This window comes from Acidiphilium sp. C61 (genome assembly GCF_905116885.1).
Classification (GTDB): domain Bacteria; phylum Pseudomonadota; class Alphaproteobacteria; order Acetobacterales; family Acetobacteraceae; genus Acidiphilium.
The window spans coordinates 1,365,067-1,389,730 of record NZ_CAJHNI010000005.1 but is presented as its reverse complement, the minus strand read 5'-3'; the positions used below and the strand labels follow the sequence as shown (position 1 = coordinate 1,389,730).

Genomic DNA, 24,664 nt, shown 5'->3' with positions numbered 1-24,664 from the left:
ATCCATCAAGAAATTATGGTGGCGATGGGGGCCGTTCACTTCGGCGCGGCCATTCACTACACTCGTGCGTGAAGGAGTTCCCGATGCTGAATACCAGCCCTGATTTCAAGGAAAATTCCCGCCGCGCGATGCAGGACGCCGGGCTGCAGAAGGCGCTCGACCGCGCCCGCAAGCCCTTCGCCCAGACCCGCGCGGCCGCGGTCGCCCGGCTGCCGGAGTTCGAGACCCTGCGTGAAACCGCGAAGGGCATCAAGAATCACACGCTCGCCCATCTCGATTTCTACCTCGAGCGCTACACCGAGCAGGTCGAGGCTCATGGCGGGCAGGTGCACTGGTGCCGCACCGCCGAGGATGCGCGGAGCGCCGTGCTCGACATCTGCCGCCGGGTGGGGGCGAAGACCGTCACCAAGGGCAAGTCGATGATCTCCGAAGAGATCGGGCTGAACGAGCACCTCGCGGAAAACGGCGTCCGCCCGGTCGAGACCGATCTTGGCGAATACATCCTGCAGATCCGGGGCGAAGCGCCGAGCCACATCATCGGTCCGGCCTTCCATCTCAACCGCGAGGATTGGGAAGCCAGCTTCCGCGCCGCCCATACCCACCTGCCGGCCGACCGGGTGTTTCACGAGAAACGCGACATCCAGGCCGAAGCCCGCGCGGTGCTGCGCGAGCAGTTCATCGCCGCCGATGTCGGCATCACCGGCGCCAATTTCCTGATCGCGGAAACCGGCAGTTCGGTGATCGTCACCAACGAGGGCAATGGCGACCTCACGCAAACCCTGCCGCGCGTGCATATCGTGCTCGCCAGCCTCGAGAAAATCGTGCCCACCCTGGAGGACACCGTCTCGCTGCTGCGGGTTCTGGCGCGCTCGGCGACCGGGCAGGAATTCTCGGTCTACACGACGTTCTCGACCGGCGCGAAACGCCCCGGCGACCCTGACGGACCGGAGGAATATCACGTCATCCTGCTCGATAATGGCCGCTCGAACATGGTCGGCACCGAGTTCCAGGACATGCTGCGCTGCATCCGCTGCTCGGCCTGCATGAACCATTGCCCGGTCTATCTCACCGTGGGCGGCCACGCCTATGGCTCGATGTATTCCGGCCCGATGGGCAGCGTGCTGACCCCGGCCATCTTCGGCGCCGAGCAGGCGCATCTGCTGCCGACCGCCTCGACCTTCTGCGGCAAGTGCGAAAGCGTCTGCCCGATGAAGATTCCGCTCACCGGCATGATGCGTCACTGGCGCGAGCGGGCCTTCGAGCGGCATCTCGCCCCGGCGACCACGCGCTACGGCATTCGCGGCTGGGGGTTCGTCGCCCGGCGCCCCGGGCTTTACCGCAGCGTGTCGCGCATTGCGGCGTGGGGACTCGGGGTCATGGGCCGCAAGCGCGGCCGCTTCGGCTGGCTGCCGCTGGCCGGCGCCTGGACCGCCGCGCGCGACATGCCCGCCCCCGAGGGCGAAACCTTCTTCGCACGCTATGCACGGGAGCAGCGCAGCCGATGAAACAGGACAACCAGGCCCAGCGCGCGGCGATTCTCGGCACGATCCGGCGCGGCCTCGGGCGCGGCGCGCTGCCGGCCGACCAGGCGGCGATGCTCCGCACCCGGCTCGACGCCCATCCGCGCCACACCATCCCCGCCCGCGTCGCGCTCGACCATGATGCGCTCATCGAGCTGTTCATTGCCAATGCGACGCGCGAATACGCGACCGTCCAGCGCCTGGCCGACGCGGCGGACCTGCCCGCCCATATCGCGGGCTACCTGCGCGAGCAGAACCTGCCGGCAGAACTGGTGATCGCCCCGCACCCGGATCTGGAGGCGGCGAACTGGAACGACGCGCCGCTGCTCGCCCATCGCTTCGGCCGCGGGCAGCCGAGCGACATGGTCTCGGTGCAGCGCGGCTTCGCGGCGATCGCCGAAACCGGCACGCTGATGCTGCCCTCCGGCCAGCGCTCGCCGACCACGCTCAACCTGCTGCCGGATACCGAAATCGTCGTGCTGCAGGACTCCGACGTGGTCGGGCCATATGAAGACGCGTTCGACCGGCTGCGCCAGGCTGGCGGGATGCCGCGCAACGTGATGCTGGTCACCGGCCCGTCGCGCTCGGCCGATATCGAGCGCACGCTCGAACTCGGCGCGCATGGCCCGCGGCGGCTGCACATCGTGCTGCTCGGCGGCGCAGGCGGAGATGGCGCGCAGGGCTAAACCCCTCCCGGCCGCCGATCTCGAGGTCTGGACGCGCTATCTGCGCCACGTCCGCCCGTTGCGCGGCGTGCGGGTGCCTGAACCGCCGTCGGCCGACAAGCCCGCCAGCGCGCGGCCCGAGACCGGGACGGCGCCTGCGGCGGCACCGGCGCCAGCGCCTCCGCCGGCTGCGCCGCAGCGTCGCCCGGCGGTGGCGATCGGCGTGGCGCCACCGGGGCTCGACCGCGCCACCTGGGCAAAATTCCGGGCCGGGAGGATCGCGCCGGAACGGACGCTCGACCTTCATGGCATGACCACGGCGACGGCACATGTCGCGGTCAGTGCCCTCATTGGCGGTGCGGTATCGCGCGGGATGCGCTGCGTCGAGATCGTGACGGGCCATGGGCGGCGGACTGGCGGCGAAGGGGTATTGCGGCGTGAGGTGCCGTTCTGGCTCAATGACGGCGCGCTGCGGGCGCACATCCTCGCGGTGTGCCATCCGCATGCCGCCAACCAGGGGGCGCTGCTTGTGCTGCTACGGCGGAGCCGCCCGTGAGGCTTGGCGCGTGACCCCCTTCGGCGCGCGGCTGCGCGCCTTGCGGGCCCAGCGCGGGATGACCCTACGCGAGATGGCCGAGGGCATCGGCGTCTCGGCGGCCTATCTTTCCGCGCTTGAGCACGGCAGGCGAGGCGCGCCCTCGCCAGGGCTGATCCACCAGATTTGCGAACGGTTCAGCCTGATCTGGGACGAGGCGCACGAACTGGCCGATCTCGCCCGCGATTCCCGCCCGCGCATCAGCCTGCACACCGGCGGGCTGTCCCCCGCGCAAACCGCGCTGGCCAACCGCTTCGCCCGCCAGCTGCGGCACCTGCCGGATCACACGGTTGCAGCGATCGATGCGCTGCTGCGCGAAACCCCCGCACCGCCTTCCGCCGAAGACGACAGGGTGGGCGAGTAAGCCGCCAGGGGCGCTGTCTCACGGGCTGCGATACTTGCCGAACGCCACCCGCTGCGGCACGATGCCGCGTCTACAAGATGAAACGAGGAGACTTCCAGACATGACGACCCATAAGGGTGCCTGTTTCTGCGGCGCCGTCGAAATCGAAGCGAGCGGCGAGCCGGAAGGCATGGGCATCTGCCATTGCCGCTCCTGCCGTTCGTGGTCCGGCGGCCCGGTGAACGCCTTCAGCCTGTGGAAACCCGAGGCGGTCAAGGTGACCAAGGGCGAGGAACACATCGCCACCTATGCCAAGACGCCGATGAGCGAGCGCAAGTTCTGCCGTCTGTGCGGCGGCCATATCATGGCCAATCACCCGCCTCTCGGGCTGGTCGACGTGTTTTCGGCGACGATCCCCACACTCGATCACAAGCCCGGCCTGCATGTGAATTACAGCGAAACGGTCCTGCGCATTCGTGACGGACTGCCGAAATTCGCCGATTTCCCGGCGGAATTCGGCGGCTCGGGAACGCTGATCGCCGAATAGGCGCGCGGCCGGCGCGGGGGCATTCCCCGGTCAGATGGAAACGTCTGGAACACTTTCCGGTCCTTCCGGATCGGAAAGTGTTCCATCATATTGATAAATAGAGCATCTTTATCCGATCAGATGACACCACCTGATCGTATGATGCTCTGGCCGGCTCGGAATGCTCTCGCGTCAGAAACGGAAGATGCGGATCGCCGGCCCTGCCGGCCCCGCGCCGCGGTTCGGTGCGAACCTGGCGTAGAGATAGATGGCAGCTCCCGCCAGCAGCAGCACCGGCAGGGTGAATACCGCGAGCCAGAACAGCATTGCGACAAAGCCAAGCGCGCTCCCGAACATCAGGAGACGCGCCGCGATGGCCACGAGCGACGGCTTGCGTGTCGGCAGATCGCGAAAATCTCCCGAAACGGTCATGTCGATGGTCGGGCCTTGATGATGTCCCATGGATCAGATGTTGGCGCTTGAGCCGCCGGCAGGCAAGCAGCGGCTGCTCAAAACGTGATGAACATTTTGCAATCGGATGACATCGCCGCCTCTGAGCACGTTCAGATCCATGCGGATCGGATAAAGATGCTCGACTTATCAATATGATAGAGCACTACATCCGATCCAACCGGATCGGAAAATGCTCTAGAACAGGGCGATGAAGGGCGCCTGCGACGAAAGCGCCCCCATCGACGGTAGCCGGAATTCTGCAAGCCATGCCGGCACCTGGTCGGCAGGCATCGGCCGGGCGATGCCGTATCCCTGTCCGAACACAGCGCCGCAGCGCTGCGCCATGTCGATCAGTTCAGGTGTTTCGAGCCCCTCGACCGTGACCGGGATATCCAGCCGCAGCGCGAGCTGCACGAGCGCTTCGACCAGCTTGATCGACCGTTCGTCCTGCGCCGAAATCCCGCGCACCAGCCCCTGGTCAACCTTGACCATGTCGAAGGGGAGGTTGCGCAGCCGCATCAGGCTGCCATACCCGGCGCCGAGATCGTCGAGCGCCAGCTGCACGCCCATGTGATGAAGCGCCTCGATCGCGCTCAACCCCAGATCGCCGGCGACGAAGTCCTGGTCCTCGAGCAGTTCGAGGGTCAGCCGCCGCGGGTCGAGAGCGAACGTGTCGAGCGCCGAGCGGATCCAGCGGGCGCAGTCCGGGTGGCGCAGCGTCGTCGGCGGCAGGTTGAGCGACAGATCGACATCGAACCCGAGCCTGCGGTAGCTGCAGACCGAATGCATGGCCTGTTGCATCCCCTCGATGAAGAGGCGGTCGAGATCCTGCTGGCTGAGAACCGGCAGAAACTGCGCCGGGGCGACTCTGCGTCCATCGCCAAGGTCGAGCCGGGCGAGCGCTTCGAGTTTCGCGACCTTGCCGCTCCGCAGATTGACGATCGGCTGCATGAACATCTGCAGGCCGCCGTCGAACAGCCTGCTGCGCCACGCCTGTCGCTCGGCGGCGGGCATCAGTGCCAGCGACTCGTCCCTGGTCTGCTCGAGGCCACGGGCCGCGATCAGGCTGAGCGCCTCGAGGGAGTCGCTCGTCACCGGTGCGGCGAACTGGTTCGGCAGCCTGCCATACATGACAAGCACGGCGCGCAGCCGGCCGGTCAGTTCGGTGATCGGCAACGCCACAGCGCTCAAAACGCCCTCGGCGGCGAGAAGGCGCTGGCCCGCACCTTCATCATCCTGGCCGACGAAGTCATGCGCCGGTCCGCGTTCGGGCTCCGCGGTTAGCCATGCCCTGGCGATCGGGTGGTCGCCAAGCTCCTTCAGCTTCCGCCCGCCCAGCCGCAGCGCGGGATGTCGTTCCATCATCCCTGCATGCGCCGTGCTTTCGGATTCGATGACGAGGCGCCCATCCACCGCCTCGGTATAGATCGCGCAGCAGGCGATGAACGGCCAGTCGGCCAATACCGCGGTGATGGCGTCGCAGACATCGACGCTGCGGGTCATCCGGCGGGTTTCCAGTGCGAGCATCCCGAGCGTGTGATGGATCTCGTGGCGCAACCGTGCCGCTGCGTCCTGCTGGATCTCCATGTCGAGCTCGCAACGTTGCAGGATGATGTCGAGATAGAGCTGGCGCTGGCTGATCCGGCCCGGAATTCGCTGGCTGTCCACCGCGATGCGCTGATACAGCCCGCTCATGGCGTTGGTGCGGGCGCTGATGTCGACGCCGAGGGCAACGTGCAGCCGGCCGATGCGTGACGCTTCCGCGCGGTGCCGTTCGGGGCTCAACTCGGGATCGAGCAGCAGCAGGATATGGCGGGCGACAGCCTGCGTCAGGCCCTCCTCCCGTCCCGGTTCCAGCAGCCGCATCACGGCGTGGTTCCGCGGGTCGGACATGATGTCGTCCAGCATCGCTTGCGCGATGTCGGGGATGCAGGGCCGCAGGAAGCGCAGAGCCCAGGCGATGGGCAGGAGATTGTCGGCGGAATACGGGTCGAGCTGCCGCCGCCTTGATCCGTATCGGCGCTGCACCTGCCCGAACAGCGAGACTTCGGCCCGTCCGAGCAGCGAGGCGGCGGAGTCCGCATCGGCGGGGTAGAGCGCGCTGCCGAGGGAAATCCTGATCGTCTGGGCGGATGCGCCGGGAACCTCGAAGGGCGCTGCGGCCAGCGCGAGGGTCGCGTCGATCCGCGCATGCATCTCGGTCTCGGCGATGTTGGCATGCACGAAAGCGAACGAGTCCGCCCCGACCCTAGCCTGGAGAACGGCGTCCGGGAGTGTTGCGAGCCGTTGCGCGAGCGCGCGCAGGATTCCGTCGCCGCCGTCGCGCCCGATATGGGCGTTGATGTCGGAGAAATCCTCGATGTCGACAACGATGACGGCAAGCTGCCGCCCAGGCGCCACGCCGCGGCAGAGTGCGGAAATCTCCTCCTCGAATCTGGTCCGGGTGGCGAGGCCGGTCAGGTCGTCGACCCGTCTCGCCTTTTCCAGTGCTGCAGCTGCCATCTGCTCGCGCCGGCGGCTGCGGGCGACGAGCATGACCAGCAGCGCAAGGATGACGATGAAAAGGAGTTCGAGACTCCAGCGGATCCAGCCGCTGCGGATCCAGCGATTGGCGACATAATCCGCCGGCCAGCTCGCGGTTACTTCCAGCGGCAGGCCAGGAACGGCCACCTGGTCCGCCACGCTGGCGGGCGGCTTCGTGTTTGTCCCGATGGCGGCCTGGTGCGGGCTGCGATGGGCAAGACTGCTGAAATCGAGCCCGCCATCATGCCAGACCACGAGATTGGATTGGTTTCTCATGTCGGTGACGGCAAGGGCGAGGTTCATCGCGTCGTGGCCGGAATAGGCCAGCAGCCGATCGAGCCGGTAGGGCGTGCCGACGAAATAGCGGGTCTTGCCGTCGGCGCCGATGTCGCGGAACCGCATCGTGATGGCGTAGCTGTGAACCCGTGCTGCGTAGCGCGGGTGGCCGAGCAGGTATTGGGGGTGGCTGGCCAGCGGCGTAAATCCGTTGGCCAGGGTGATCGGGCGCTTGGGCTGCTTCTTTGTCGACCAGATGATGTGGTTGCCGTCCGGCGATTGCACGTTGAAGGCATAGAGGCTCGGGTGCAGCGCCATGAAGCGGTAGAGCGCCCGGACCGTTCGCGGCGACGGGGCGATGGTGCCGTCCGGCGCCGGTGACAGCAGACTGACGCCGATGAATTCGAGTTCCGTGAACTGGTTGAACAACCGCCGCGCGATCGTGCCGGCATATTCGGTGGCGACCGTTTTCGCCTGCGCCTGTACCCGGCTGGCGAGTTCGTCATATTTGAACCACTCGAAGGCGCCGCAGATCAGGATGACGAGAACAACCGTGCCCCAGAGAAAGCCGATCACGTCTCTCGTCCACGGAGATTTCTGGTTGCGCATGCCGAAGATGACTCGAATTTTCTGCCTGTAATCCGTCGGTTTGACTGATAAATGCTTTCCGTATCCTCTTCAAATCATACAATAACTCTGGTGATGTTCTAATCTTAATTATTCGTTAAAATAATGTTGAGTGATCTGCGGTATATCTATTCATTAACCATTACGGTGGCCGACAGGCTGCGTCACTGGCCGATTTTCAGGATCGGCGGAGGCTCCATCATATTGAAAATTAAAGTATTTCTTGTCGATCAAACGAGCGTGTCCGATCAGATGGCGCTCTGGTGTCCTGCCACTGAAATTTATGGGTGAAGTTCAGGGACAGTCGCGGCACGTCGCCAGCGCCTGCGGGCGCGTGCCTTGTCCGAGGGGCAGGGTGGAGGTGTGTCAGGCCAGCAGTGCGGCGGCGCAGGCTTCCAGGATCGCATCGGTATCGATGCCATAGACGCGATAGAGATCGGGGATATCCCCGGACTGGCCGAACCGGTCGACGCCGAGCGTGTTGATCCGCTGGCCGCGGACGCCGCCGATCCATGCATGGGTGCCCGGATGGCCATCCAGCACCGTCACCAGCCGCGCCTCGGCGGACAGTGGTGCGAGCAGCCGCTCGATATGGGACGTAGCGGCAGGCTCACCGTTCCGGCGCGCCTGCTGCGCGCTGCGCCAGTCGGCGAAAAGCCGGTCGGGGCTGGTCAGTGCCAGCAGCCCGGCGCCGGGAATGTCTTCCAGCAGCATCGCATGCGCGGCTTCGGCTTCCGGGGCCACGGCGCCCTGGTAGATGATCGCGATGCGCGCGCCCGGCGCCGGCGGCCGGACCCAGTGCGCCCCGGCGATCACGTCGGCCGCATCGATCTGCCGGTCGGGCTGGGTCATGGCGCGGGTCGACAGCCGGAACCAGATCGACGAGCCCTCCGGGCGCTGCATCCAGTCGAAGCCGTAGCGCATCAGCAGCAGCAACTCGTCGCAATAGGCCGGCTCGAAGGCGGCGATGCCGTCCTGCACCATGCCGAGCAGCGGCGTGTTGTTGGACTGGTGCTGCCCGCCTTCCGGCGAAATGCTGATGCCCGAGGGTGTGGCCACCAGCATGAACCGCGCATCCTGGTAGCAGCCATAGACCAGCGCATCGTGGCCACGATTGACGAACGGATCATAAACCGTGCCGACCGGCAGCAGCCGCGCGCCATAGAGCGGTGCCGCGAGGCCGGCCGCGGCGAGAAGCAGGAACAGGTTCTGCTCGGCGATGCCAAGCTCGATATGCTGCCCCTCCGGGCTCATGCCCCAGCGCTGCGCCGAGGCGAGCTTGGCGTCGCGGAACATGTCGTTGCGGGTATGGCGGTCGAAAATGCCACGGCGGTTCACCCAGGGACCGAGGCTGGTGGTGACGGTCACGTCCGGGCTGGTGGTGACGATATGGCGCGCAAGCTCCGCCGCCTCGCCGCCGGCGCGGCCGATTTCCGAGAGGATTTCGCCAAAACCCACCTGGGTGGAAACACGCCGCCCGGGAAAGGGCGTGTGGGGAAGGATTTCAGGCACTGGAACCGGCGGCGCCGTATAGGTGCGTCCGGTCGCGGTCAGCGTGCGGGCATAAGGCGTTGCGGTCAGAAACCGGGCCACGCCGTCCGGATCGTCGATCCCCTCGAAGCGGTCCCATTCGTGGCCGGGGCGGATCTGCATCTGGCGGCGGAAGGCTTCCATCTGCTCGGCGTTCATCAGGCCGGAGTGATTGTCCTTGTGCCCGGCGAAGGGCAGGCCGGCGCCCTTGGTGGTGTAGGTGAGAAAGCAGGTCGGCTGATCCGACCGGGCAGCGGCGGCAAAGGCTTCGACCAGCGTCGGCAGGTCATGCCCGGCGAGATTCGTCATCAGCCCGGCCAGCGCCGCGTCGCTCATCGGGTCGATCAGCGCCCGCACCCCCCGCGACCGGCCGAGATCGGTCGTCAGCGCTTCGCGCCAGGCGGCCCCGCCCTGGAAGGTCAGGGCGGAGTAAAGGCTGTTCGGGCAATCGTCGATCCAGGCGCGCAGGGCCTGGCCGCCGGGGCGGGCGAACGCTGCTTCCAGCTTCCGGCCGTATTTGAGACTGACGACATTCCAGCCCATGTCCCGGAACAGCCCCTCGATCCGGCCGAACAGCCGGTCCGGCATGACCGAGTCGAGGCTCTGCCGGTTGTAGTCGACGATCCACCAGACATCGCGGATATCGTGTTTCCACCCTTCGAGCAGGGCTTCGTAGATATTCCCCTCGTCGAGCTCGGCATCCCCGGCGATCGCGATGTGGCGCGCGGCGCGGCGGTCGGCCGGCACCATGCCATGGGCGCGCACATAGTCTTGCACCAGTGCCGCGAACGAGGTGATCGCAACGCCGAGCCCGACCGAGCCGGTCGAGAAATCGATCTCCCCCCCATCCTTGCGGCGCGAGGGATAGGCCTGCGCGCCGCCCAGGCTGCGCAGCGCGGCCAGTTTTTCGAGGGTCTGCCGGCCGAAGAGATAGTTGATCGCGTGCAGGACGGGGCCGGCATGCGGCTTTACCGCCACCCGGTCCTGCGGCCGGAGGATGTGGAAATAGAGCGCGGTCATGATCGTGACGGCCGACGCGCAGGAGGCCTGATGGCCGCCGACCTTCAGCCCGTCGCGGTTCGGGCGGATGTTGTTGGCGTGGTGGATCATCCACGCGGAGAGCCACAGCACCTTGCGTTCGAGCTGTTGCAGCCGCGCGAAATCCGCGCTGGCGGGGGGGTGGTCATCCGGCCGATCGCCGGGAACGAGCAACTTGTTCATGCCTTGATCCCGGCCTGTCCGTTTCCTGCACCCCGTATAGACCAGAATATATGAAATTCACGCGTCCGTTTGAAACGGCGACCCTGCGGCATGGGAGCGTTGCCCGGCAGGACGGGCTGAGCCCCGCTCGCGCCGACGGCGAGTGGATGGCGTCAATCCGTCCAGATCATCGCCGATGTTGAGAAATATGGCTGGGGGACCTGGATTCGAACCAAGGCTGCCCGGGTCAGAGCCGGGAGTTCTACCGCTAAACTATCCCCCAGTCGCGGGTCGTCGGAACCTGTGGGACGCCATAGCACCAGCGATTGCCGGAGGCAATCGCACTGTCGCCGCTGTCGTCCATCTGGAGTTCAACGCAAATCTGACTTGCTCTCTTCCCATGGGTCAGCCCATTATATTGGAATCATGGGAACCAACTTCGTCGTTCCGCGTCTGTCCGGGTCTGCCGCCGCCGTTGCCGAGGGGAACGGCGAACGCCGCCGCCTGCCGGATCGCCGCGCCCGCCCGCCGGCCTTCGCGGCGATCGATCTCGGGACCAACAATTGCCGCATGCTGGTTGGCGTGCCGAGCGGCGGCGGCTTTCATGTGCTCGACAGTTTCAGCCGGGTCGTGCGGCTCGGCGAGGGGCTGTATCGAACCGGCATGCTGTCGGATGCGGCGATGGACCGCGCGATCGACGCGCTGGCCATCTGCGCCGAGCGTTCCCGCCGCTGGCAGGTCGCCGGCACCAGGGCGATCGCGACCGAGGCGTGCCGACAGGCCGAGAACGGGGCGGCCTTCATCGCGCGGGCGCGGTCGGAAACCGGCCTGCCGATCGAGACGATCTCGCCGCGGGAGGAAATCTGCCTCGCGATGGAGAGCTGCGCCTCGCTGATCAGCCAGGCCGAACGGCGCGCCATCCTGTTCGACATCGGCGGCGGCTCGACCGAGATCGCCTGGGTCCGCGTTCCCGCCCCGCATGGCGACTCCGAGCGTGTGACCCCGCAGCTCATCGGCTATCACACGATCCCGGTGGGCGTCGTCACGCTTTCGGAGCGCTGCGCCGGCTGGTGCGAGACCGAGGCCGGGTTTGCCGGCGTGGTCGACGAGGTGAAGGCCCTGCTGCGCCCCTTCGAGGAGACCCATCGCATCAGCCAGGAAATCCGCATGGGCGGCGTGCGCCTCGTCGGCACCAGTGGAACGGTGACGACCATCGCCGGCATCGCGCTCAATCTCGATCGCTACCGCCGTGGCGCGATCGATGGCGCCGTGCTGCCGCACGATGTGGTGGCGTCGGGCCTCGACTCGATCCGCGCGATGGGCCGCCACAGGCTCGCCGAGCATCCCTGCATCGGCCCCGACCGCGTGGATTTCGTGCTGCCGGGCTGCGCGATCTTCGCTGCCATCGCCGAGATGTGGCCCGCCACCGACCTTGCCGTTGCCGACCGGGGGCTGCGCGAGGGCATGCTCACGCGCCTGATCCGCACCGCGCGCGCGCGCTCACGCCGTTGCCAGGCATGACCGGGGAGACCATCGGCTCGCGCCGCCGCTCCGCCGTGCGGCTCAAGATGGCGCGCAAGCACAAGCCCTCCTCGCAGAAATGGCTGCTGCGCCAGCTCAACGACCCGTACGTGATCGCGGCGAAGGAGAAGGGGCTCCGTTCCCGTGCCGCCTTCAAGCTGATCGAACTCGATGGCAAGTTCGGGCTGATCCGCAAGGGGGCGCGGGTGGTCGATCTCGGCGCCGCCCCGGGCGGGTGGACGCAGGTGGCGCTGGAGCGCGGGGCCGCCCGCGTCGTCGGCATCGACCTGCTCGATATCGAGCCGATCGGGGGAGCCGTGCTGATCAAGGGCGATTTCCAGGATGATTCAATGCCGGCAACCCTTGCCGAGGCGCTGGGCGGGCCGGTCGATCTCGTGATGTCGGACATGGCGCCGAACACTACCGGCCATACCGCGACCGACCATCTGCGGATCATGGGCCTCGCGGAACTCGCGCTCGACTTCGCTTTCCGTCACCTCGCCCCCGGCGGCGCCTTCGTCACCAAGCTGTTTCAGGGCGGCGCGCAGGGAGAGATGCTGGAGACGCTGAAGCGGCGCTTCGCCGTCGTCCGCCATGCAAAGCCCGAGGCGAGCCGCAAGGACAGCCGCGAACTTTACGTCGTCGCGACCGGCTATCGGCCCGAGGAGGGCTGAACCGCGAGAGCATCCTCCGATCGGATGATGCTCTAATTATCAACAAGATAGAGCACGACATCCGATCCGGATGGATCGGAACGTGCTCTAAGGGCCGAATCTCAGGGGCATGATATCAGGCGCCGCGCCAGCTCCGCCCGGCAGGCGGCATCATCCGGCAGGCAGTCCCGTTCGATCCACCAGCGCCGCACGGCGGCGAGGGCCGCGCCGACGGCTGGCCCCGCCGCCGCGCCGAGGGCGAGGGCATCGCGCCCCTTCAGCGGAAATTCCGGCCGCTCCATGCTTGCAAGACGTTCCCGCAGCGCCGTGCGGTCGGCATCGTCCGCCGTCAGCCAGCTGCGATCGGCCAGCACCGCCGCCGGCCGCTCGGCCAGCGCGCGGCGCAGTGCTGCGGCGTCGGCATCTGCCGGCAGGTCCGGGGACGCGGCAATCGCGGCAAGGCGGGCGCGCTCGGCATCGGCGAGCTTCAGGCGGCGGGCCAGCGGCGGGAACGCCCCGCCCACCAGCGCTGCGACGCGCAGCAGCGGATCGGCCGGGGCGCCCCGCGCCTGCAGGCGTTCCAGCGCGGCAAGGCTCGTTGCCTCCGGCAACACGAGCGGCAAAACGCCGGTCTCGGCCATCAGGCGCAGCGCCGGCAGCGGGTCCGGCGCCGCGAGGATCCGCTTGATCTCGCTCCACACCCGCTCAGCCGAAAGACGGGACAGCCCGTCCCGCAGCGCCCGGATCGCGGCGATTGCGGCTGCATCCGGCGGCGCGACGGCGTAGCGCCCGTAGAAGCGGAAGAACCGCAGGATCCGGAGAAAATCCTCCCTGATCCGCGTTGCCGGATCGCCGACGAAGCGCACGATTCCGGCCGCGAGATCGGCCTGGCCGCCGAAATGGTCGTGGATCGTGCCGTCGCGATCCATCGACATCGCGTTGATGGTGAAGTCGCGCCGTGCGGCGTCCTCCCGCCAGTCCTCGGTGAAGGCGACGACGGCATGCCGCCCGTCGGTCTCGACATCCCGCCGCAGGGTGGTGATCTCGAAATGCCGGCCATCGAGCACGGCTGTGATGGTGCCGTGGTCGAGTCCTGTGGGCACGGCGCGGATGCCGGCGGCGGCGAGCCTGCGCGAGACGGTCTCCGGCGACAGGGGGCTGGCAAGATCGATATCGGCGACCGTGCGCCCGGCAATCCGGTCGCGCACCGCCCCGCCCACGATCCGCGCTTCCGGCAGCACGTCCCACAGCCGCGCCAGCTTCTTGTCGTCGGCGATGGCGGCATGAGGTTCCGGCATGATGTCGTTTTCCTGGCGCGTCATGTTGCCGCCGAGACCATCATCCGCCGGCACGGCGCGGGACAATCTCAGCGCTGCAGCGCGCCAAAGGTTTCGCCCGCTGCTTCGCCCATTGCTTCGCCCACGGCTTCTCGCAGCGTGAGCGCGAGCTGGTAGAGGATCCAGGCCGTGGCGCCCCAGATGACGTGATCCGGATGCGGCCAGACGGGAAACGTCCTCGTGCCGCCATGCCAGTTTCCCTTCCGCCATTCCGGCAGCGCCGGATCGAGCAGGTCTTCGAGCCCGAGCGGGAACACCGCCGCGACTTCCTCGGGCGCGATCCTGAATGAAGGCGTGCCGCGGATGAGCGCGGTGACCGGGGTGATGTGAAATCCGGTGCCGGTGGCGAAATCGTCCAGCCGGCCGAGCAACTCCACCGATTGCGGATCGAGCCCGATTTCCTCCTCGGCCTCGCGCAGCGCGGCCGCCTCGGGCGAGGCGTCGGACGGGTCGACGGTGCCGCCCGGCAGCGCCACTTGGCCGGCATGGTGGACGAGATGTTCCGAACGCCGGGTGAGCCAGACGCCGCGCGCCGGCTCGATCCCGACAAGGACGGCCGCGGCCCGCGCCGCGCCCGGTCCCTTGCCCTGCGACTTGCGGCCACGCAGCGCGCGCCGCAGGGCCTCCTCGTCGATCGGCACCGGCTCAGTCGACCGTCTGGGCGAGTTCGCCCAGCGAGAAGAAGGCACCCTGACTCCAGACCCCGAGCACCCGCTTGCCGAACTGGACGCCCGGTTCGGCCAGCGCCACCAGCTCATAATAGACGGCCCGGCTGATCCGCGCCTCGATCGGGAACAGTCCCTGGCCGGGGCGCACCAGGACATAGGGGGTCGGCTCGCAGGTGAGCAGGTCGTGCGCGACCCGCAGCGGATGTTCTGCTCCCACGGCGACCGTCTCGTCGACATTCGTGCGCAGATAAAGCACCTGGTCGCGACCCTCGCCATGCCAGTCGAGTTCGACCGCGACGAACGGGGCATCCTCGACCTCGATCCGGCCGCGCTCGACGGGGGTTTCGAGCAGATAGTCCCCGTCGTCATCCCGCTTCAGCACGCTGGCGAACAGGCAGACCATCGATTTCCGGCCGATCGGGCTGCCGCGATACAGCCACGTGCCGTCGCGCCGGATCAGGAACGGCAGATTGCCGCAATCGACCGGCGTGCGGCCCTTCGGCCGGTGGGCGGCCTTGTCCCAATCCTGCCCGGTTGACGGCATGACCCCGCCGCACCGCGCCGTGCCAATCTTCTCGGAGGCATTCCGTGGGGTAACGGAACCTGCTCCCGATGACATGCCTGCCCCGAGTCCATGATCGTCCACGACTAGCCCCTATCCAACGTCCTCATATGCATTAGATTGGATATAGGCAGCGTGCGGCTCCGGGAAAACCATTCAGGCGATCATTAATGACTGGAATGTTGCAAAATGATGGGCCGATTGTAAACGCGCCACAGGAGGCGGACATTCTTGCCGCCTTCGCCGCCGCCGCCGCGCGGCTTGGCGCAGCCCGCGAGCAGATCCGCGGCGTCATCATCGGGCAGGACGATGTGATCGACCAGTGCCTCGCCGCCATTCTGGCCGGCGGCCACGCGCTGATCGTCGGCGCGCCCGGCCTTGGCAAGACCCGGCTGGTCGAGGCGCTGGCCGATGCGCTGGGCCTGTCCACCCGCCGGATCCAGTGCACGCCGGACCTGATGCCCGGCGACATTCTCGGCAGCGAGGTGCTCGAAACCGCCGCCGTCGGCACGCGCGCCTTCCGCTTCATCGAGGGGCCGGTGTTCACCGAGCTGCTGATGGCGGACGAGATCAACCGCGCCAGCCCGCGCACCCAGTCCGCCCTGCTTCAGGCCATGGCCGAGCGGCAGGTCGCGGTGGCCGGGCTGAACCGCCGGCTGCCCGATCCGTTTCACGTTCTCGCCACCCAGAACCCGCTGGAGCAGGAAGGAACCTATCCGCTGCCCGAAGCGCAGCTCGACCGTTTCCTGTTCGAAATCCGCATCGACTATCCCGCCGCGGCGGATGAGCGGCTCATGCTGCTGGCGACCACCGGGCTCGCCCGGCAGGAAGTTGCCCCGATGTTCGACCCCGCCGGCCTGCGTGCCGCGCAGCGCGTGGTCCGCGCCATGCCGGTGGGCGCGCGGATCGTCGATGCGATTCTGGCGCTGGTGCGCGGCGCGCGGCCGGAAACGGCGGCCGATCCACGGATCGCCGCTGGCCTTGCCTGGGGGCCGGGGCCGCGGGCGGCGCAGGCGCTGATGCTGGCGAGCCGTGCCCGCGCCCTGCTCGATGGGCGCGAAGCGCCGAGCCTCGACGATGTCGCCGCGCTGGCGGCGCCGGTGCTGCGGCACCGGATGGGGCTGTCCTTTGCCGCCCGCGCCGAGGGAGAGAGTGTCGAGGCACTGATCCGCGCGGTTGCGGCGCGCGTCCTTGGCTGACCGGCCGGGCCGGGCCGCCGATGTCGCGGCGGCCGGCGCGCTCGCCGCCCGGCTGCCGGCCCTCATCCTCGCCGCCCGGCGTCTCGCCTCCGCCATGGCGCCGGGCTATCATGGCCGCCGCCGCGCCGGCACCGGCGAACAGTTCTGGCAGTATCGCGAGCTGAACCACGCCGATCCGGCCCGCAGCATCGACTGGCGGCGCAGCGCCCGCGGCGAGCGGCTTTATGTCCGCGAGCGCGAATGGGAAACCGCCGAAACCCTCGTCATCGACATTGCGGATCATCCCGGCATGGCGTTTCCTGCCAGCAGCCCCGGCGGGTCCAAGGCGGATCGGGCGCTGCTGCTCGGCCTTGCGCTTGCGGCCCTGGCGCTCGATGGCGGCGAACGCGTCGCCGCCTGGCGCCGGACCCCGCCGCTCGGCGGCCCCGGCGCGCTGGAACGCCTCGCCGCCGGGTTCCTGATGCACGCCGCCCTGCCGCCCGCCGGTGGCCGGCTCGCCCTGATTGGCGATTTCCTCGATCCGCCGGAGGCCATCGCCGCCGCCCTCTCGGCGATGGGCGCGCGCCAGCGGGGCGGGGCCCTGCTCCAGCTGCTCGATCCCGCGGAATGCGATTTTCCGTTTCGCGGGCGGGTGCTCTTCGAGGATCCCGCCGGCGGCCCGGCGGAGGACATTTCCCGCGCCGAGGACATGGCGGCTTCCTATCGCCACCGTATCGAGGCCCAGCGCGACGCCGTGGCGCGGATCGCCGAGGCGGCGCGGCTGCAGCCCCTGTTCCACCGGACCGACACCCCCGCCGGGCCGGCGCTCGCCGCCCTGCGCGCCGCCCTTGAGACGGCGCGATGATCGGCGCCCTCAGCTTCGCCGCCCCCGCCGTTCTCGCCGGGATCCTTGTTCTCCCGGCGCTTTACTTCATCCTGCGGGCGATGCCGTCGGCGCCCCGCCGGCAGGTGTTTCCGCCGATCCGCCTGCTCCGCATGCTTGCGCCCACGGCGCACACGCCGGTGCGGATGCCGCTCTGGCTGCTGCTGTTGCGCCTTGTTGCCGCCGCCCTGCTGATCGTCGGCTTCGCTGGCCCGCAGATTGTGCCGCCGCCGATCCTCGCCGGGCGCGGTCCGGTCCTGCTGGCGATCGACAATGGCTGGGCCAGTGCTGCCGATTTCGCCGCCCGGCAGGCGGCCGCGCGCAGGATCGCCGACGAGGCGGGCCGGCGCGGCGTCATTCTGCTGTCAACGGCGCGAGCCCCCGATGGAAAGCCGCCGCGTCCCGGCCCGGTGCTCGGCCGTGACGCCGCGCTGGCGGCGATCGGTGGGCTCCATCCCGAACCCTGGCCCGCGGACCGGCGGGCGGATGAAGCGGCGGCGCGGGCGGCGCGGCGCGCGCATCCCGGTCTCACCGCGGTCTATGTGGCCGACGGGCTGGCCGCGCCCGGGCTCGATGCCTTCCTCGCGGCGCTGCGCCCGGAGCGGATCGTCACCGGGTCCATCGCCACGCTCCGGCTGCTCGACGATGCCGGCACAGCACCTGACGGCGCGATGCGCGCCCGCGTGCGGCTGGTGCCGCGGCCGGCGCCGGTCAGCGTGCCCGTGCTGGCGGAGGATCGAGAAGGGGACGCGCTGGCCCGCGCGATCGTCACCATCCGCCCCGACCACCCGACCGGCACGGCGCGGATCGATCTGCCCTTCGCCCTGCAGGCCCGGGTCAGCCGCCTCGTCATCCCGGGTGAGGACGGCGCCGCGGCGGTCGCCCTGCTCGGCGGCGCGTCGCGCCAGTTGCTGGTGGGTTTGGCGGCGGGCGGCACGGCGGATGCCGAGCAGCGTTTCACCGGCGAACTCTATTATGTCCGCCGCGCCTTGCCGCAGGGGGCGCGCCGCCTCGCAGGCTCGCTGGTCCAGGTGATCGGGGCCGATCCGGGGGCGCTGATCCTCGCGGATGTCGATCTCCGCCCGGAAGCCGTCGCGCGGTTGCGGCGCTACATCGCGGCAGGCGGCGTGGTGATCCGCTTCGCCGGCCCGCTGACCGCATCCCGCCCCGACAAGTTGAACCCCGACAAGCTGCTGCCCGGCATTCGCGATCTCTCCGGCCCACTGGCGGGCGGTCATCCCGAGACGATCGCGGCATTCGCGCCGGACTCGCCGCTCGCCGGCCTGAAGCTGCCGCTCGATGCCCATATCCGCCGCCTGATCCTCCCCGATCCCGCGCAACTCGCCCCCGCCAGCGTCTGGGCCCGGCTGGCCGACGGCACGCCGATCATTCTCGGCCAGCGTCTTGGCCGCGGCGCCCTGGTCGATGTGCTGACGACGGCGAATCCCGACTGGTCGGACCTGCCGCTCTCCGCCGCCTTTCCGGCGCTGATCCGCACTCTGGTCCACCTTGGTGCCGGCGGCGCACCAAGCTCCGGCCGACTTGCCCTCGTTCGCGCGCTCGACGGCGCCGGGCGCCTCATCCCGCCCGCTGCGGCCGCGAAGCCGCTCGATGCGGCGCGGATGCGCCATGTCGCGGCATCCCCGGAGCATCCGCCGGGCCTGTGGGGCGATACGCATGGCACGGTCGCGCTCAACCTGGCAGGCCATGTGCCGAAGCTGGCCGCCGCGTCATGGCCGGCGCTCGTCCCGGTCACCGGCCTCGACGCCGTGAAGCGGGCGCGCAGGTTCGGCCCGGATATCCTGGCCGCCGCCATGGCACTGTTGCTGCTCGACATGCTGGCCACGCTCTGGCTCCGCGGCGCGCTACGGATCGGCACCCTGCGGATCGGTGCGATTCTGGGCGCGGTATCGCTCTGCCTCTGGCCCAGCTGCATCCCGCATGCGCGTGCCGCCCCGCCCGAGGCGGCATTGAACACCACGCTCGCCTATGTCCGCGCCGATGATCCGGCGACCGACCGGATCGTGCGCGCCGGGCTCGCCGCGCTGACGGCAGCTGTCAATGCCGAGACCGCCGCCGTCCTGGGGCCGCCGCGCGGCGTCGTGCCCGGACGGGACGATCTCGATCTCTATCCGCTGCTCTACTGGAGGATCACCTCGCGGACCCGCCCGCCGACGCCGCCGGTCTGCGCCGCGCTCGACGCCTTCATGCGCGGCGGCGGCCTGCTCGTGATCGACACCGATGGCGGCGATGCCGGGCAGGCCGGATCGGGCGCGGGGTTCGATCCCGGGGCGCAAGCTTCACGCCGCCGGGTGACGTCGTGCCTGTCGCTGCCGCCGCTCAGGCCACTGACCGATCGCGACACGCTCGCGCATACGTTCTTTCTCCTGCGCAGCTTTCCCGGCCGGTTCGACGGGGCGCCGGTCTACATCGCCGTCCGCGGCGGCCGCGACGCGGATGGCGTCAGCCCGGTCGTGATCGGCGCCAATGACTGGGCCGGCGCGTGGGCGCTGGGGGCGGACGGAACCCCGCTATTCGCCCTCCTGCCGGGCATGCCGGGCCAGCGCCAGGCCGCGCTCAGGGTCGGCGTCAACCTTGTGATGTACGCGCTGACCGGCACCTACAAGGCCGATCAGCTGCAAATCCCGGCCATTCTCCAGAGGCTCGGGGAATGACCCTGCCGGTCGTCTTCGCGCCGCTGGTGCCATGGCCGCTGATCGCTGGCCTCGCCCTGATCGCGGCACTCCTGGTGGGCATCGGCCTGCTCCGCCGTGCGCGCGGCAGCCTCCTGCGGCTTGCCGGCATGATCTTCCTGCTCGCCGTGCTGGCCTCGCCCCGCTGGCAGGTGCAAACCACCGCCGCCCTGCCCGATACGGTGCTGGTGATCCGCGACCAGACCCCCTCGATGGCGATCGGCCGCCGTGCTGCGCTGGCCAGTGCCGCCTATCGCCATCTCTCGGCCAGCCTTCCCGCCGGGGCCAGCCTGCGCACGGTCGATGTCGGCGGCGCCGGCGGGGATGGCTCGCCGCTGTTCGGCAAGCTGAAATCGGCGCTCGCCGCGCTGCCGCGCCGCCAGCTCGCGGGGATCGTCGTCCTCAGCGATGGCGAGGCGACGGACGCGCCGCCGGCTCGCCTGCCCGGCGATGTGCCGCTCTCGCTGCTGATCCCCGCCGCCCCCGGCGAGACGGATCGGTCCTTGCGCCTGCTCTCCGCGCCCCGATACGGGCTGGTCGGCCATGCAGCGACGCTGAGCTTCGAGGTCCGCGATCATGGCGTGGATGATGCCGGACGCAGGGTTCCGGTCCGGATTTCGGTCGACGGCCAGGCGGTGCGCACGCTCGATGCCCGAATCGGCCGGCCGGAGACGGTGCGGCTGCCGGTCGCCCATGCCGGTCGCGCCGTCGTCGCGGTCGCGGCGGCGCCGCTCGGCGGCGAGATTTCCCGCACCAACGACGAGGCGGTGTTCCATCTCGATGGCGTGCGCCGTCGGCTGACCGTGCTGCTGATCGCCGGGCAACCCAATCCGGGCCTGCGCGCCTGGCGGTTGCTGCTGAAGTCGGACCCCGCGGTGCGGCTGGTCAATTTCACCATTCTCCGCCTGCCCGACGAACCGATGCCGGCGCCGCTGCGCGACATGGCGCTGATTCCGTTCCCGGTCGACAAGCTGTTCGACCAGGAGATCGGCAAGTTCGACCTCATCATCCTCGACCAGTTCGCCAATGACGATCTGCTGCTGCCGCCCTACCTCGCGAATATCGCGCGCCATGTCCGGGCGGGCGGCGCGCTGCTGGTCGAGGCAGGGCCGGAATTCGAGGGGCAACGCTCGATCGCCGGCTCGCCGCTCGGGCCGATCCTTCCCGTCAGGCCCTATGGCGAGGGCACGGTGACGGGGCGCTTCACCCCCGCGCTGACGGCGCAGGGCCGGCGCGACCCGGTGACCTTCCCCTTCGCCCGCGACACGTTCGGCCCGTGGTATCGCCACGAAACGGTGCAGCAGACAACCGGCGTTTCGCTGCTCGGCGTTCCGGGCGCCAGCCCCGCCGCCGCGGCCGCGCCGCTGCTGATCCTCGCCCATGAGGGCAAGGGCCGGGTCGCCGTCCTGCTGTCCGACCAGTTCTGGCTCTGGGCGCGCGGCGCGCTCGCCGGCAACAGCGCGATGCAGGGTCCGGCGACGGCGCTGCTCGGCCGCACGGTCCACTGGCTGCTTGGCGATCCCGCGCTCGCCGCGCGGCAACTGCGCGCCGCCATTGCCGGCGGCCGGCTGAATATCCGCCGCATCGCACCTTCCGGCCCGCCCGGCACGGCCGAGGTGACGGCGCCGGATGGCAAGCGGATCAGGGTTGCGCTGCACCGCGCCGCGCCGGGGCGCTTCGAAGCCGACATGCCGGCCAGCGGACCCGGCGTGTGGCGGGTTTCGGCGGGCGGTCGTACCGCCTATGCCGCGGCTTCGGACGAGGATCCGGCCGAGCAGCAGGATCTCGCCGCCACCAGCAGCCGCTTTGCCCCGCTCGTGCACCGCAGCTCCGGGCACATCGTCTGGCTCGCGCGCACGCCCGCGCCGGGCTGGACCGGGCTCTACCGCCCGCGTCACGCCCGCCTCGTTACCGGCGAGCGTGATATCAGGCTGCCGCCGGCGATTCCCGGCGCGATCCTCGGGCTGCTGCTGGTCGCCGCCGGCTGGTGGCGGGAGCGCGCCTGAGCCTCGCGCGGAGGCGCGGTCGGGTGGTAGCGGAGGCGCGGTCGGGTGGTAGCGGAGGCGCGGTCGGGTGGTAGCGGAGGCGCGGTCGGGTGGTAGCGGAGGCGCGTCGGGTGCTAGCGGAGGCGCGGTCAGGTGGTAATTGTCTTCGCGAAGCGGGTCTTGCCATCCATGTCGACAAAGGCGAAGCTGATCGCTGCGCTCGTGACGGCGGTAGTCAGAAACCCGTGCGCGCCGAGGACGAAGCCCGCCCGGCTCGGCGTGCCGGGGGTGTAGATTTCCGAGCCGACGCCGTTCGTCACGTAGGAAATCCCGCCCATCTCGACATATTGCATGCAGTGGTCGTGGCCGTTGATGTAGAGCTTCACCGCGTGGCGGCGCAGCACCGGTTCGAGCGCGGCGATGAGGTCCGGCTGGTCGTGGTCGGCGCCGCCGATCGGGGTATAGATCGGGTGATGGCCGACCACGATCTTCCAGCGCGCCTTCGAGCGGCCGAGTGCCGCATCGAGCCAGGCAAGCTGGGCGTGCGGATCCTGCCCGGAGATGTTGGTCACCGTGCCGACATATTTGCGGATGAAGGGCGAGGTATCGAGGAAGAAGATCTCGACCGCGGTGCCATCGGCGAGGGTTTCGGTGTGAGTATAGTAGCGGGCGGGCAGCTGCCAGCGCCGCGAATGTGCCGAATAGTCGAGCTGCGCGGGCACATTGCCGCGATAGTCGTGATTGCCGAGGATCACCTTCCAGGGCCGTTGCAGCGAGGCCTGATGATAGACATCCTCGAAGCTGGTCTTCCACTGCGGGTCGGTGACGGATGTCACCCCGGATTCGTAGAAATTGTCGCCGAGGGAGAGGATGAAGCGCGGTGCGTCGGACGCGGCGCGGTCGGCCATCGCCTGTGCCACGTTGCGCTGGTGGTGCGCGCCGTTGCGGCCCCAGTCGCCGATCGAGAGGAACCGGAAGGCGTCCTGAGCCGCCGCCTGCGCCGCGGGGGCCGCGGCGAGCAGCGATGCCGCGGTGAGTTCGGCGCCGGTGCCGATGAAACTGCGTCGGGAAATCGTCATTGGAGTGCCTCCATCGGTCGTGCGGCGCTCCGTCCAGAACACGTTCCGATCCTTCCGGATCGGATATGCACTCTATCATATTGATAAACGGAGCCTATTCATCCGATCAGATGACACCATCCGATCGGGTGCTGCTCTACCAAGCTGTCCCCGCCATGTCATATGACAAGACGGCGACAATGGACGGCGCCTCGCGGCGCCGTCCTCGCTGTCAGCCGGAAAGCTTCGCCGCGATCCCGGCAACATGCTTGCCCTGGGCGCGGGCGATGGCGAGTTCGTTGGCGCTCGGCTGGCGGGAGCCGTCGCTGCCGGCGAGCGTGGTCGCGCCATAGGGCGAGCCGCCGGTGATCTCGTTCATGTTGGTGAGTTCGGGGTTGGAATAGGGAACGCCGACCACGACCATGCCGTGATGGAACAGCGTGGTATGGAATGAGGTGATGGTGGTTTCCTGCCCGCCATGCTGGGTGCCGGTCGAGACGAACACCGAGCCGACCTTGCCGATCAGCGCGCCCTTCGCCCACAGCCCGCCGGTCTGGTCGAGGAAGTTGCGCATCTGGCCGCACATGTTGCCGAAGCGGGTGGGCGTGCCGAAGATGATGGCGTCGTATTCGGCGAGTTCCGCAGGGTTCGCCACCGGCGCGTCCTGCTCGGTCTTGGCATGGATCGCCTTTGCGGTCTCTTCCGGCATGGTTTCCGGCACCCGCTTGACCACGACCTCGGCGCCGGCGGCCTTCGCCCCTTCCGCCACCGCGTTCGCCATCGTCTCAACATGGCCCCAGGTGCTGTAGTAAAGCACGAGAACTTTCGCCATTTCCATCTCTCCGTCAGGTTGCGATGCGATCGCTATACGACGTAGTTCTTTCGATATCAAACGTTATCTGATGACAATTCGGTGTCCCGCTCAGCCCGCCTCGGCGATCCAGTCGTCGATCAGCTTGCGCGCGATCGAGTCTTGCGGCGGCAGGTTGAACCCGGCCGCATGGCGGTTCGCGAGATCCTCCCGGGTGAACCAGGCGGCGGCGCGCATCTCCTCGGCATCGAGCGTGATCGTCTCGCTCACCGCCTCGGCCCGGAAGCCCAGCATCAGCGAGGCCGGGAACGGCCAGGGCTGGCTGCCGGTATATGAAACCGTTCCCACGTGGACGCCGACTTCCTCAAGGGTTTCCCGCCGCACGGCATCCTCGAGGCTTTCGCCGGGTTCGACGAAGCCGGCGAGGGTCGAGAACATGTTCCGCTCGGGCGGAAATTTCTGCGACTGGCCGAGCAGCACGCGGTCGCCCTTCGCGACCAGCATGATCACCGCGGGATCGGTGCGCGGGAAATGCTCGGTGCCGCATTGCGTGCAGCGCATGGTGTGGCCGCCGCGCTCGGGCGTGCAGGCGCCGCCGCACACGCCGCAGAATTTGTGGCGGGACTGCCAGTAGAGCAGGCCGCGCGCGGTGGCGAGCAGCCCGGCATCCTCGGCCGGCAGCATCGCGGTCAGCCCGCGCAGTTCGAGAAACGCGCCGCGCGGCTGGTGCAGGGCGTCGAGCGGCGCGTCATGCGCCGAAAGATCGACGGCAAACACCGGGCGACCGTTCGTCAGCCCGAGAAAGACGCTCTCCCCGGCGCCCTCGCGCGGTGGGGCGTCGAGCACGGCGCGGGGTTCGGGTTCGGGCGTGATCAGTAGCTTGCCGCGCCAGTAGGCGACGAAGCAGGCGCCCGCATCGGCGCGCGCCGCCGCCAGCCAGTCGGCATCGGTGCGGCGATGGCTGGCGCGGTCGAGCCGGGCGGAGCTGTAGAGCAGGGCGGAAGGGGGCGGGGTATCGTTCATGGCCGGAAGGTGGCACCGCTCCCGCATGCCGGCA

The 24,664-nt window shown here is 68.9% G+C and carries 20 protein-coding genes and 1 tRNA gene; 11 read left to right on the top strand and 10 right to left on the bottom strand.

Annotated features, from left to right (window positions below; translation table 11 throughout):
* Positions 1-83: 83 nt before the first annotated feature.
* The 5 genes from HUW10_RS09355 to HUW10_RS09335 all read left to right on the top strand — a co-directional run bounded on the left by HUW10_RS09355 (position 84) and on the right by HUW10_RS09335 (position 3,670).
* A complete protein-coding gene (locus HUW10_RS09355) occupies positions 84-1,505 on the top strand; it encodes a lactate utilization protein B (RefSeq protein ID WP_174503249.1) in 1,422 nt (473 codons plus the stop codon).
* Positions 1,502-2,206, top strand: a complete 705-nt coding sequence (locus tag HUW10_RS09350) for a lactate utilization protein (protein ID WP_174503248.1) — start codon at positions 1,502-1,504, stop codon at positions 2,204-2,206. Before HUW10_RS09355 ends, HUW10_RS09350 begins: the two co-directional genes overlap by 4 nt.
* Positions 2,190-2,741 carry a Smr/MutS family protein gene (locus tag HUW10_RS09345; protein WP_174503247.1) on the top strand — a complete coding sequence of 184 codons (552 nt, stop codon included), beginning with the start codon at positions 2,190-2,192 and terminating at the stop codon, positions 2,739-2,741. The genes HUW10_RS09350 and HUW10_RS09345 overlap by 17 nt, the downstream gene beginning before the upstream one ends.
* 10 nt (positions 2,742-2,751) lie before the next feature.
* Positions 2,752-3,144 (top strand): helix-turn-helix domain-containing protein, encoded by a 393-nt coding sequence (locus HUW10_RS09340; protein ID WP_174503246.1) that lies wholly within the window; start codon positions 2,752-2,754, stop codon positions 3,142-3,144.
* 100 nt (positions 3,145-3,244) lie between these two features.
* Positions 3,245-3,670, top strand: coding sequence for a GFA family protein (locus HUW10_RS09335; RefSeq protein WP_174503245.1), 426 nt, complete (start codon positions 3,245-3,247; stop codon positions 3,668-3,670).
* 171 nt (positions 3,671-3,841) lie between these two features.
* Here the strand turns inward: HUW10_RS09335 and HUW10_RS09330 are convergent, their stop codons facing one another.
* The 4 genes from HUW10_RS09330 to HUW10_RS09315 form a co-directional block, all read right to left on the bottom strand.
* Positions 3,842-4,081 carry a hypothetical protein gene (locus HUW10_RS09330; RefSeq protein WP_236656315.1) on the bottom strand — a complete coding sequence of 80 codons (240 nt, stop codon included), beginning with the start codon at positions 4,079-4,081 and terminating at the stop codon, positions 3,842-3,844.
* A gap of 216 nt (positions 4,082-4,297) precedes the next feature.
* Positions 4,298-7,477: an EAL domain-containing protein gene (locus HUW10_RS09325; RefSeq protein WP_236656313.1), complete on the bottom strand. Its 3,180-nt coding sequence runs from the start codon at positions 7,475-7,477 to the stop codon at positions 4,298-4,300.
* Positions 7,478-7,894: 417 nt separating this feature from the next.
* Positions 7,895-10,279, bottom strand: a complete 2,385-nt coding sequence (locus tag HUW10_RS09320; RefSeq protein ID WP_174503242.1) for a transketolase — start codon at positions 10,277-10,279, stop codon at positions 7,895-7,897.
* Between the two features lie 188 nt (positions 10,280-10,467).
* A tRNA-Gln gene (locus HUW10_RS09315) sits at positions 10,468-10,541 on the bottom strand.
* A gap of 143 nt (positions 10,542-10,684) precedes the next feature.
* Here HUW10_RS09315 and HUW10_RS09310 point away from each other — a divergent pair.
* On the top strand, positions 10,685-11,779 hold the full coding sequence (locus tag HUW10_RS09310; protein ID WP_174503241.1) for a Ppx/GppA phosphatase family protein: 1,095 nt from the start codon (positions 10,685-10,687) through the stop codon (positions 11,777-11,779).
* Entirely contained in the window at positions 11,776-12,453 is a 678-nt protein-coding gene (locus HUW10_RS09305; RefSeq protein ID WP_174503240.1) for an RlmE family RNA methyltransferase, read from the top strand. The genes HUW10_RS09310 and HUW10_RS09305 overlap by 4 nt, the downstream gene beginning before the upstream one ends.
* A gap of 101 nt (positions 12,454-12,554) precedes the next feature.
* Here the strand turns inward: HUW10_RS09305 and HUW10_RS09300 are convergent, their stop codons facing one another.
* Genes HUW10_RS09300 through HUW10_RS09290 form a run of 3 tightly spaced genes read right to left on the bottom strand, consistent with a single transcriptional unit; the run spans position 12,555 to position 14,981 of the window.
* A complete protein-coding gene (locus tag HUW10_RS09300; RefSeq protein ID WP_236656312.1) occupies positions 12,555-13,754 on the bottom strand; it encodes a CCA tRNA nucleotidyltransferase in 1,200 nt (399 codons plus the stop codon).
* Between the two features lie 44 nt (positions 13,755-13,798).
* Complete coding sequence (locus HUW10_RS09295) at positions 13,799-14,410, bottom strand: CoA pyrophosphatase (protein WP_174503239.1); 612 nt, start codon at positions 14,408-14,410, stop codon at positions 13,799-13,801.
* A 4-nt stretch (positions 14,411-14,414) separates the two neighbouring features.
* Positions 14,415-14,981: a DUF1285 domain-containing protein gene (locus HUW10_RS09290; RefSeq protein WP_236656310.1), complete on the bottom strand. Its 567-nt coding sequence runs from the start codon at positions 14,979-14,981 to the stop codon at positions 14,415-14,417.
* A gap of 188 nt (positions 14,982-15,169) precedes the next feature.
* Here HUW10_RS09290 and HUW10_RS09285 point away from each other — a divergent pair, with 188 nt between their 5' ends.
* From HUW10_RS09285 to HUW10_RS09270, 4 genes are read left to right on the top strand one after another with little or no spacing between them, the layout of a single operon-like run.
* Complete coding sequence (locus HUW10_RS09285) at positions 15,170-16,198, top strand: MoxR family ATPase (protein ID WP_174503237.1); 1,029 nt, start codon at positions 15,170-15,172, stop codon at positions 16,196-16,198.
* The gene (locus HUW10_RS09280; protein ID WP_236656308.1) at positions 16,191-17,042 is read left to right on the top strand and encodes a DUF58 domain-containing protein; all 852 of its coding nucleotides are present in this window, start codon (positions 16,191-16,193) and stop codon (positions 17,040-17,042) included. The genes HUW10_RS09285 and HUW10_RS09280 overlap by 8 nt, the downstream gene beginning before the upstream one ends.
* Positions 17,039-19,735 (top strand): DUF4159 domain-containing protein, encoded by a 2,697-nt coding sequence (locus HUW10_RS09275; RefSeq protein ID WP_174503235.1) that lies wholly within the window; start codon positions 17,039-17,041, stop codon positions 19,733-19,735. Before HUW10_RS09280 ends, HUW10_RS09275 begins: the two co-directional genes overlap by 4 nt.
* Positions 19,732-21,759: a hypothetical protein gene (locus tag HUW10_RS09270; RefSeq protein WP_174503234.1), complete on the top strand. Its 2,028-nt coding sequence runs from the start codon at positions 19,732-19,734 to the stop codon at positions 21,757-21,759. Before HUW10_RS09275 ends, HUW10_RS09270 begins: the two co-directional genes overlap by 4 nt.
* A gap of 128 nt (positions 21,760-21,887) precedes the next feature.
* On the opposite strand, the gene HUW10_RS09265 is transcribed toward HUW10_RS09270, so the two are convergent.
* From HUW10_RS09265 to nudC, 3 genes are all read right to left on the bottom strand, one after another.
* Positions 21,888-22,817 carry a tartrate-resistant acid phosphatase type 5 family protein gene (locus tag HUW10_RS09265; protein ID WP_174503233.1) on the bottom strand — a complete coding sequence of 310 codons (930 nt, stop codon included), beginning with the start codon at positions 22,815-22,817 and terminating at the stop codon, positions 21,888-21,890.
* Positions 22,818-23,028: 211 nt separating this feature from the next.
* The gene (gene wrbA / locus HUW10_RS09260; RefSeq protein WP_174503232.1) at positions 23,029-23,628 is read right to left on the bottom strand and encodes an NAD(P)H:quinone oxidoreductase; all 600 of its coding nucleotides are present in this window, start codon (positions 23,626-23,628) and stop codon (positions 23,029-23,031) included.
* 90 nt (positions 23,629-23,718) lie between these two features.
* Positions 23,719-24,630: an NAD(+) diphosphatase gene (gene nudC / locus HUW10_RS09255; protein ID WP_174503231.1), complete on the bottom strand. Its 912-nt coding sequence runs from the start codon at positions 24,628-24,630 to the stop codon at positions 23,719-23,721.
* Positions 24,631-24,664 lie beyond the last annotated feature (34 nt).

Excerpts from the sequence above, each read along its gene's own strand:
- HUW10_RS09305 (WP_174503240.1), top strand. The coding sequence starts at position 11,776 with ATGACCGGGGAGACCATCGGCTCGCGCCGCCGCTCCGCCGTGCGGCTC.
- HUW10_RS09265 (WP_174503233.1), bottom strand. The coding sequence starts at position 22,817 with ATGACGATTTCCCGACGCAGTTTCATCGGCACCGGCGCCGAACTCACC.
- HUW10_RS09330 (WP_236656315.1), bottom strand. The coding sequence starts at position 4,081 with ATGACCGTTTCGGGAGATTTTCGCGATCTGCCGACACGCAAGCCGTCG.
- HUW10_RS09335 (WP_174503245.1), top strand. The coding sequence starts at position 3,245 with ATGACGACCCATAAGGGTGCCTGTTTCTGCGGCGCCGTCGAAATCGAA.
- HUW10_RS09320 (WP_174503242.1), bottom strand. The coding sequence starts at position 10,279 with ATGAACAAGTTGCTCGTTCCCGGCGATCGGCCGGATGACCACCCCCCC.
- HUW10_RS09270 (WP_174503234.1), top strand. The coding sequence starts at position 19,732 with ATGACCCTGCCGGTCGTCTTCGCGCCGCTGGTGCCATGGCCGCTGATC.
- HUW10_RS09285 (WP_174503237.1), top strand. The coding sequence starts at position 15,170 with ATGACTGGAATGTTGCAAAATGATGGGCCGATTGTAAACGCGCCACAG.
- HUW10_RS09290 (WP_236656310.1), bottom strand. The coding sequence starts at position 14,981 with ATGCCGTCAACCGGGCAGGATTGGGACAAGGCCGCCCACCGGCCGAAG.
- HUW10_RS09300 (WP_236656312.1), bottom strand. The coding sequence starts at position 13,754 with ATGACGCGCCAGGAAAACGACATCATGCCGGAACCTCATGCCGCCATC.
- HUW10_RS09355 (WP_174503249.1), top strand. The coding sequence starts at position 84 with ATGCTGAATACCAGCCCTGATTTCAAGGAAAATTCCCGCCGCGCGATG.
- HUW10_RS09350 (WP_174503248.1), top strand. The coding sequence starts at position 1,502 with ATGAAACAGGACAACCAGGCCCAGCGCGCGGCGATTCTCGGCACGATC.
- HUW10_RS09345 (WP_174503247.1), top strand. The coding sequence starts at position 2,190 with ATGGCGCGCAGGGCTAAACCCCTCCCGGCCGCCGATCTCGAGGTCTGG.
- nudC (WP_174503231.1), bottom strand. The coding sequence starts at position 24,630 with ATGAACGATACCCCGCCCCCTTCCGCCCTGCTCTACAGCTCCGCCCGG.
- wrbA (WP_174503232.1), bottom strand. The coding sequence starts at position 23,628 with ATGGCGAAAGTTCTCGTGCTTTACTACAGCACCTGGGGCCATGTTGAG.
- HUW10_RS09275 (WP_174503235.1), top strand. The coding sequence starts at position 17,039 with ATGATCGGCGCCCTCAGCTTCGCCGCCCCCGCCGTTCTCGCCGGGATC.
- HUW10_RS09310 (WP_174503241.1), top strand. The coding sequence starts at position 10,685 with ATGGGAACCAACTTCGTCGTTCCGCGTCTGTCCGGGTCTGCCGCCGCC.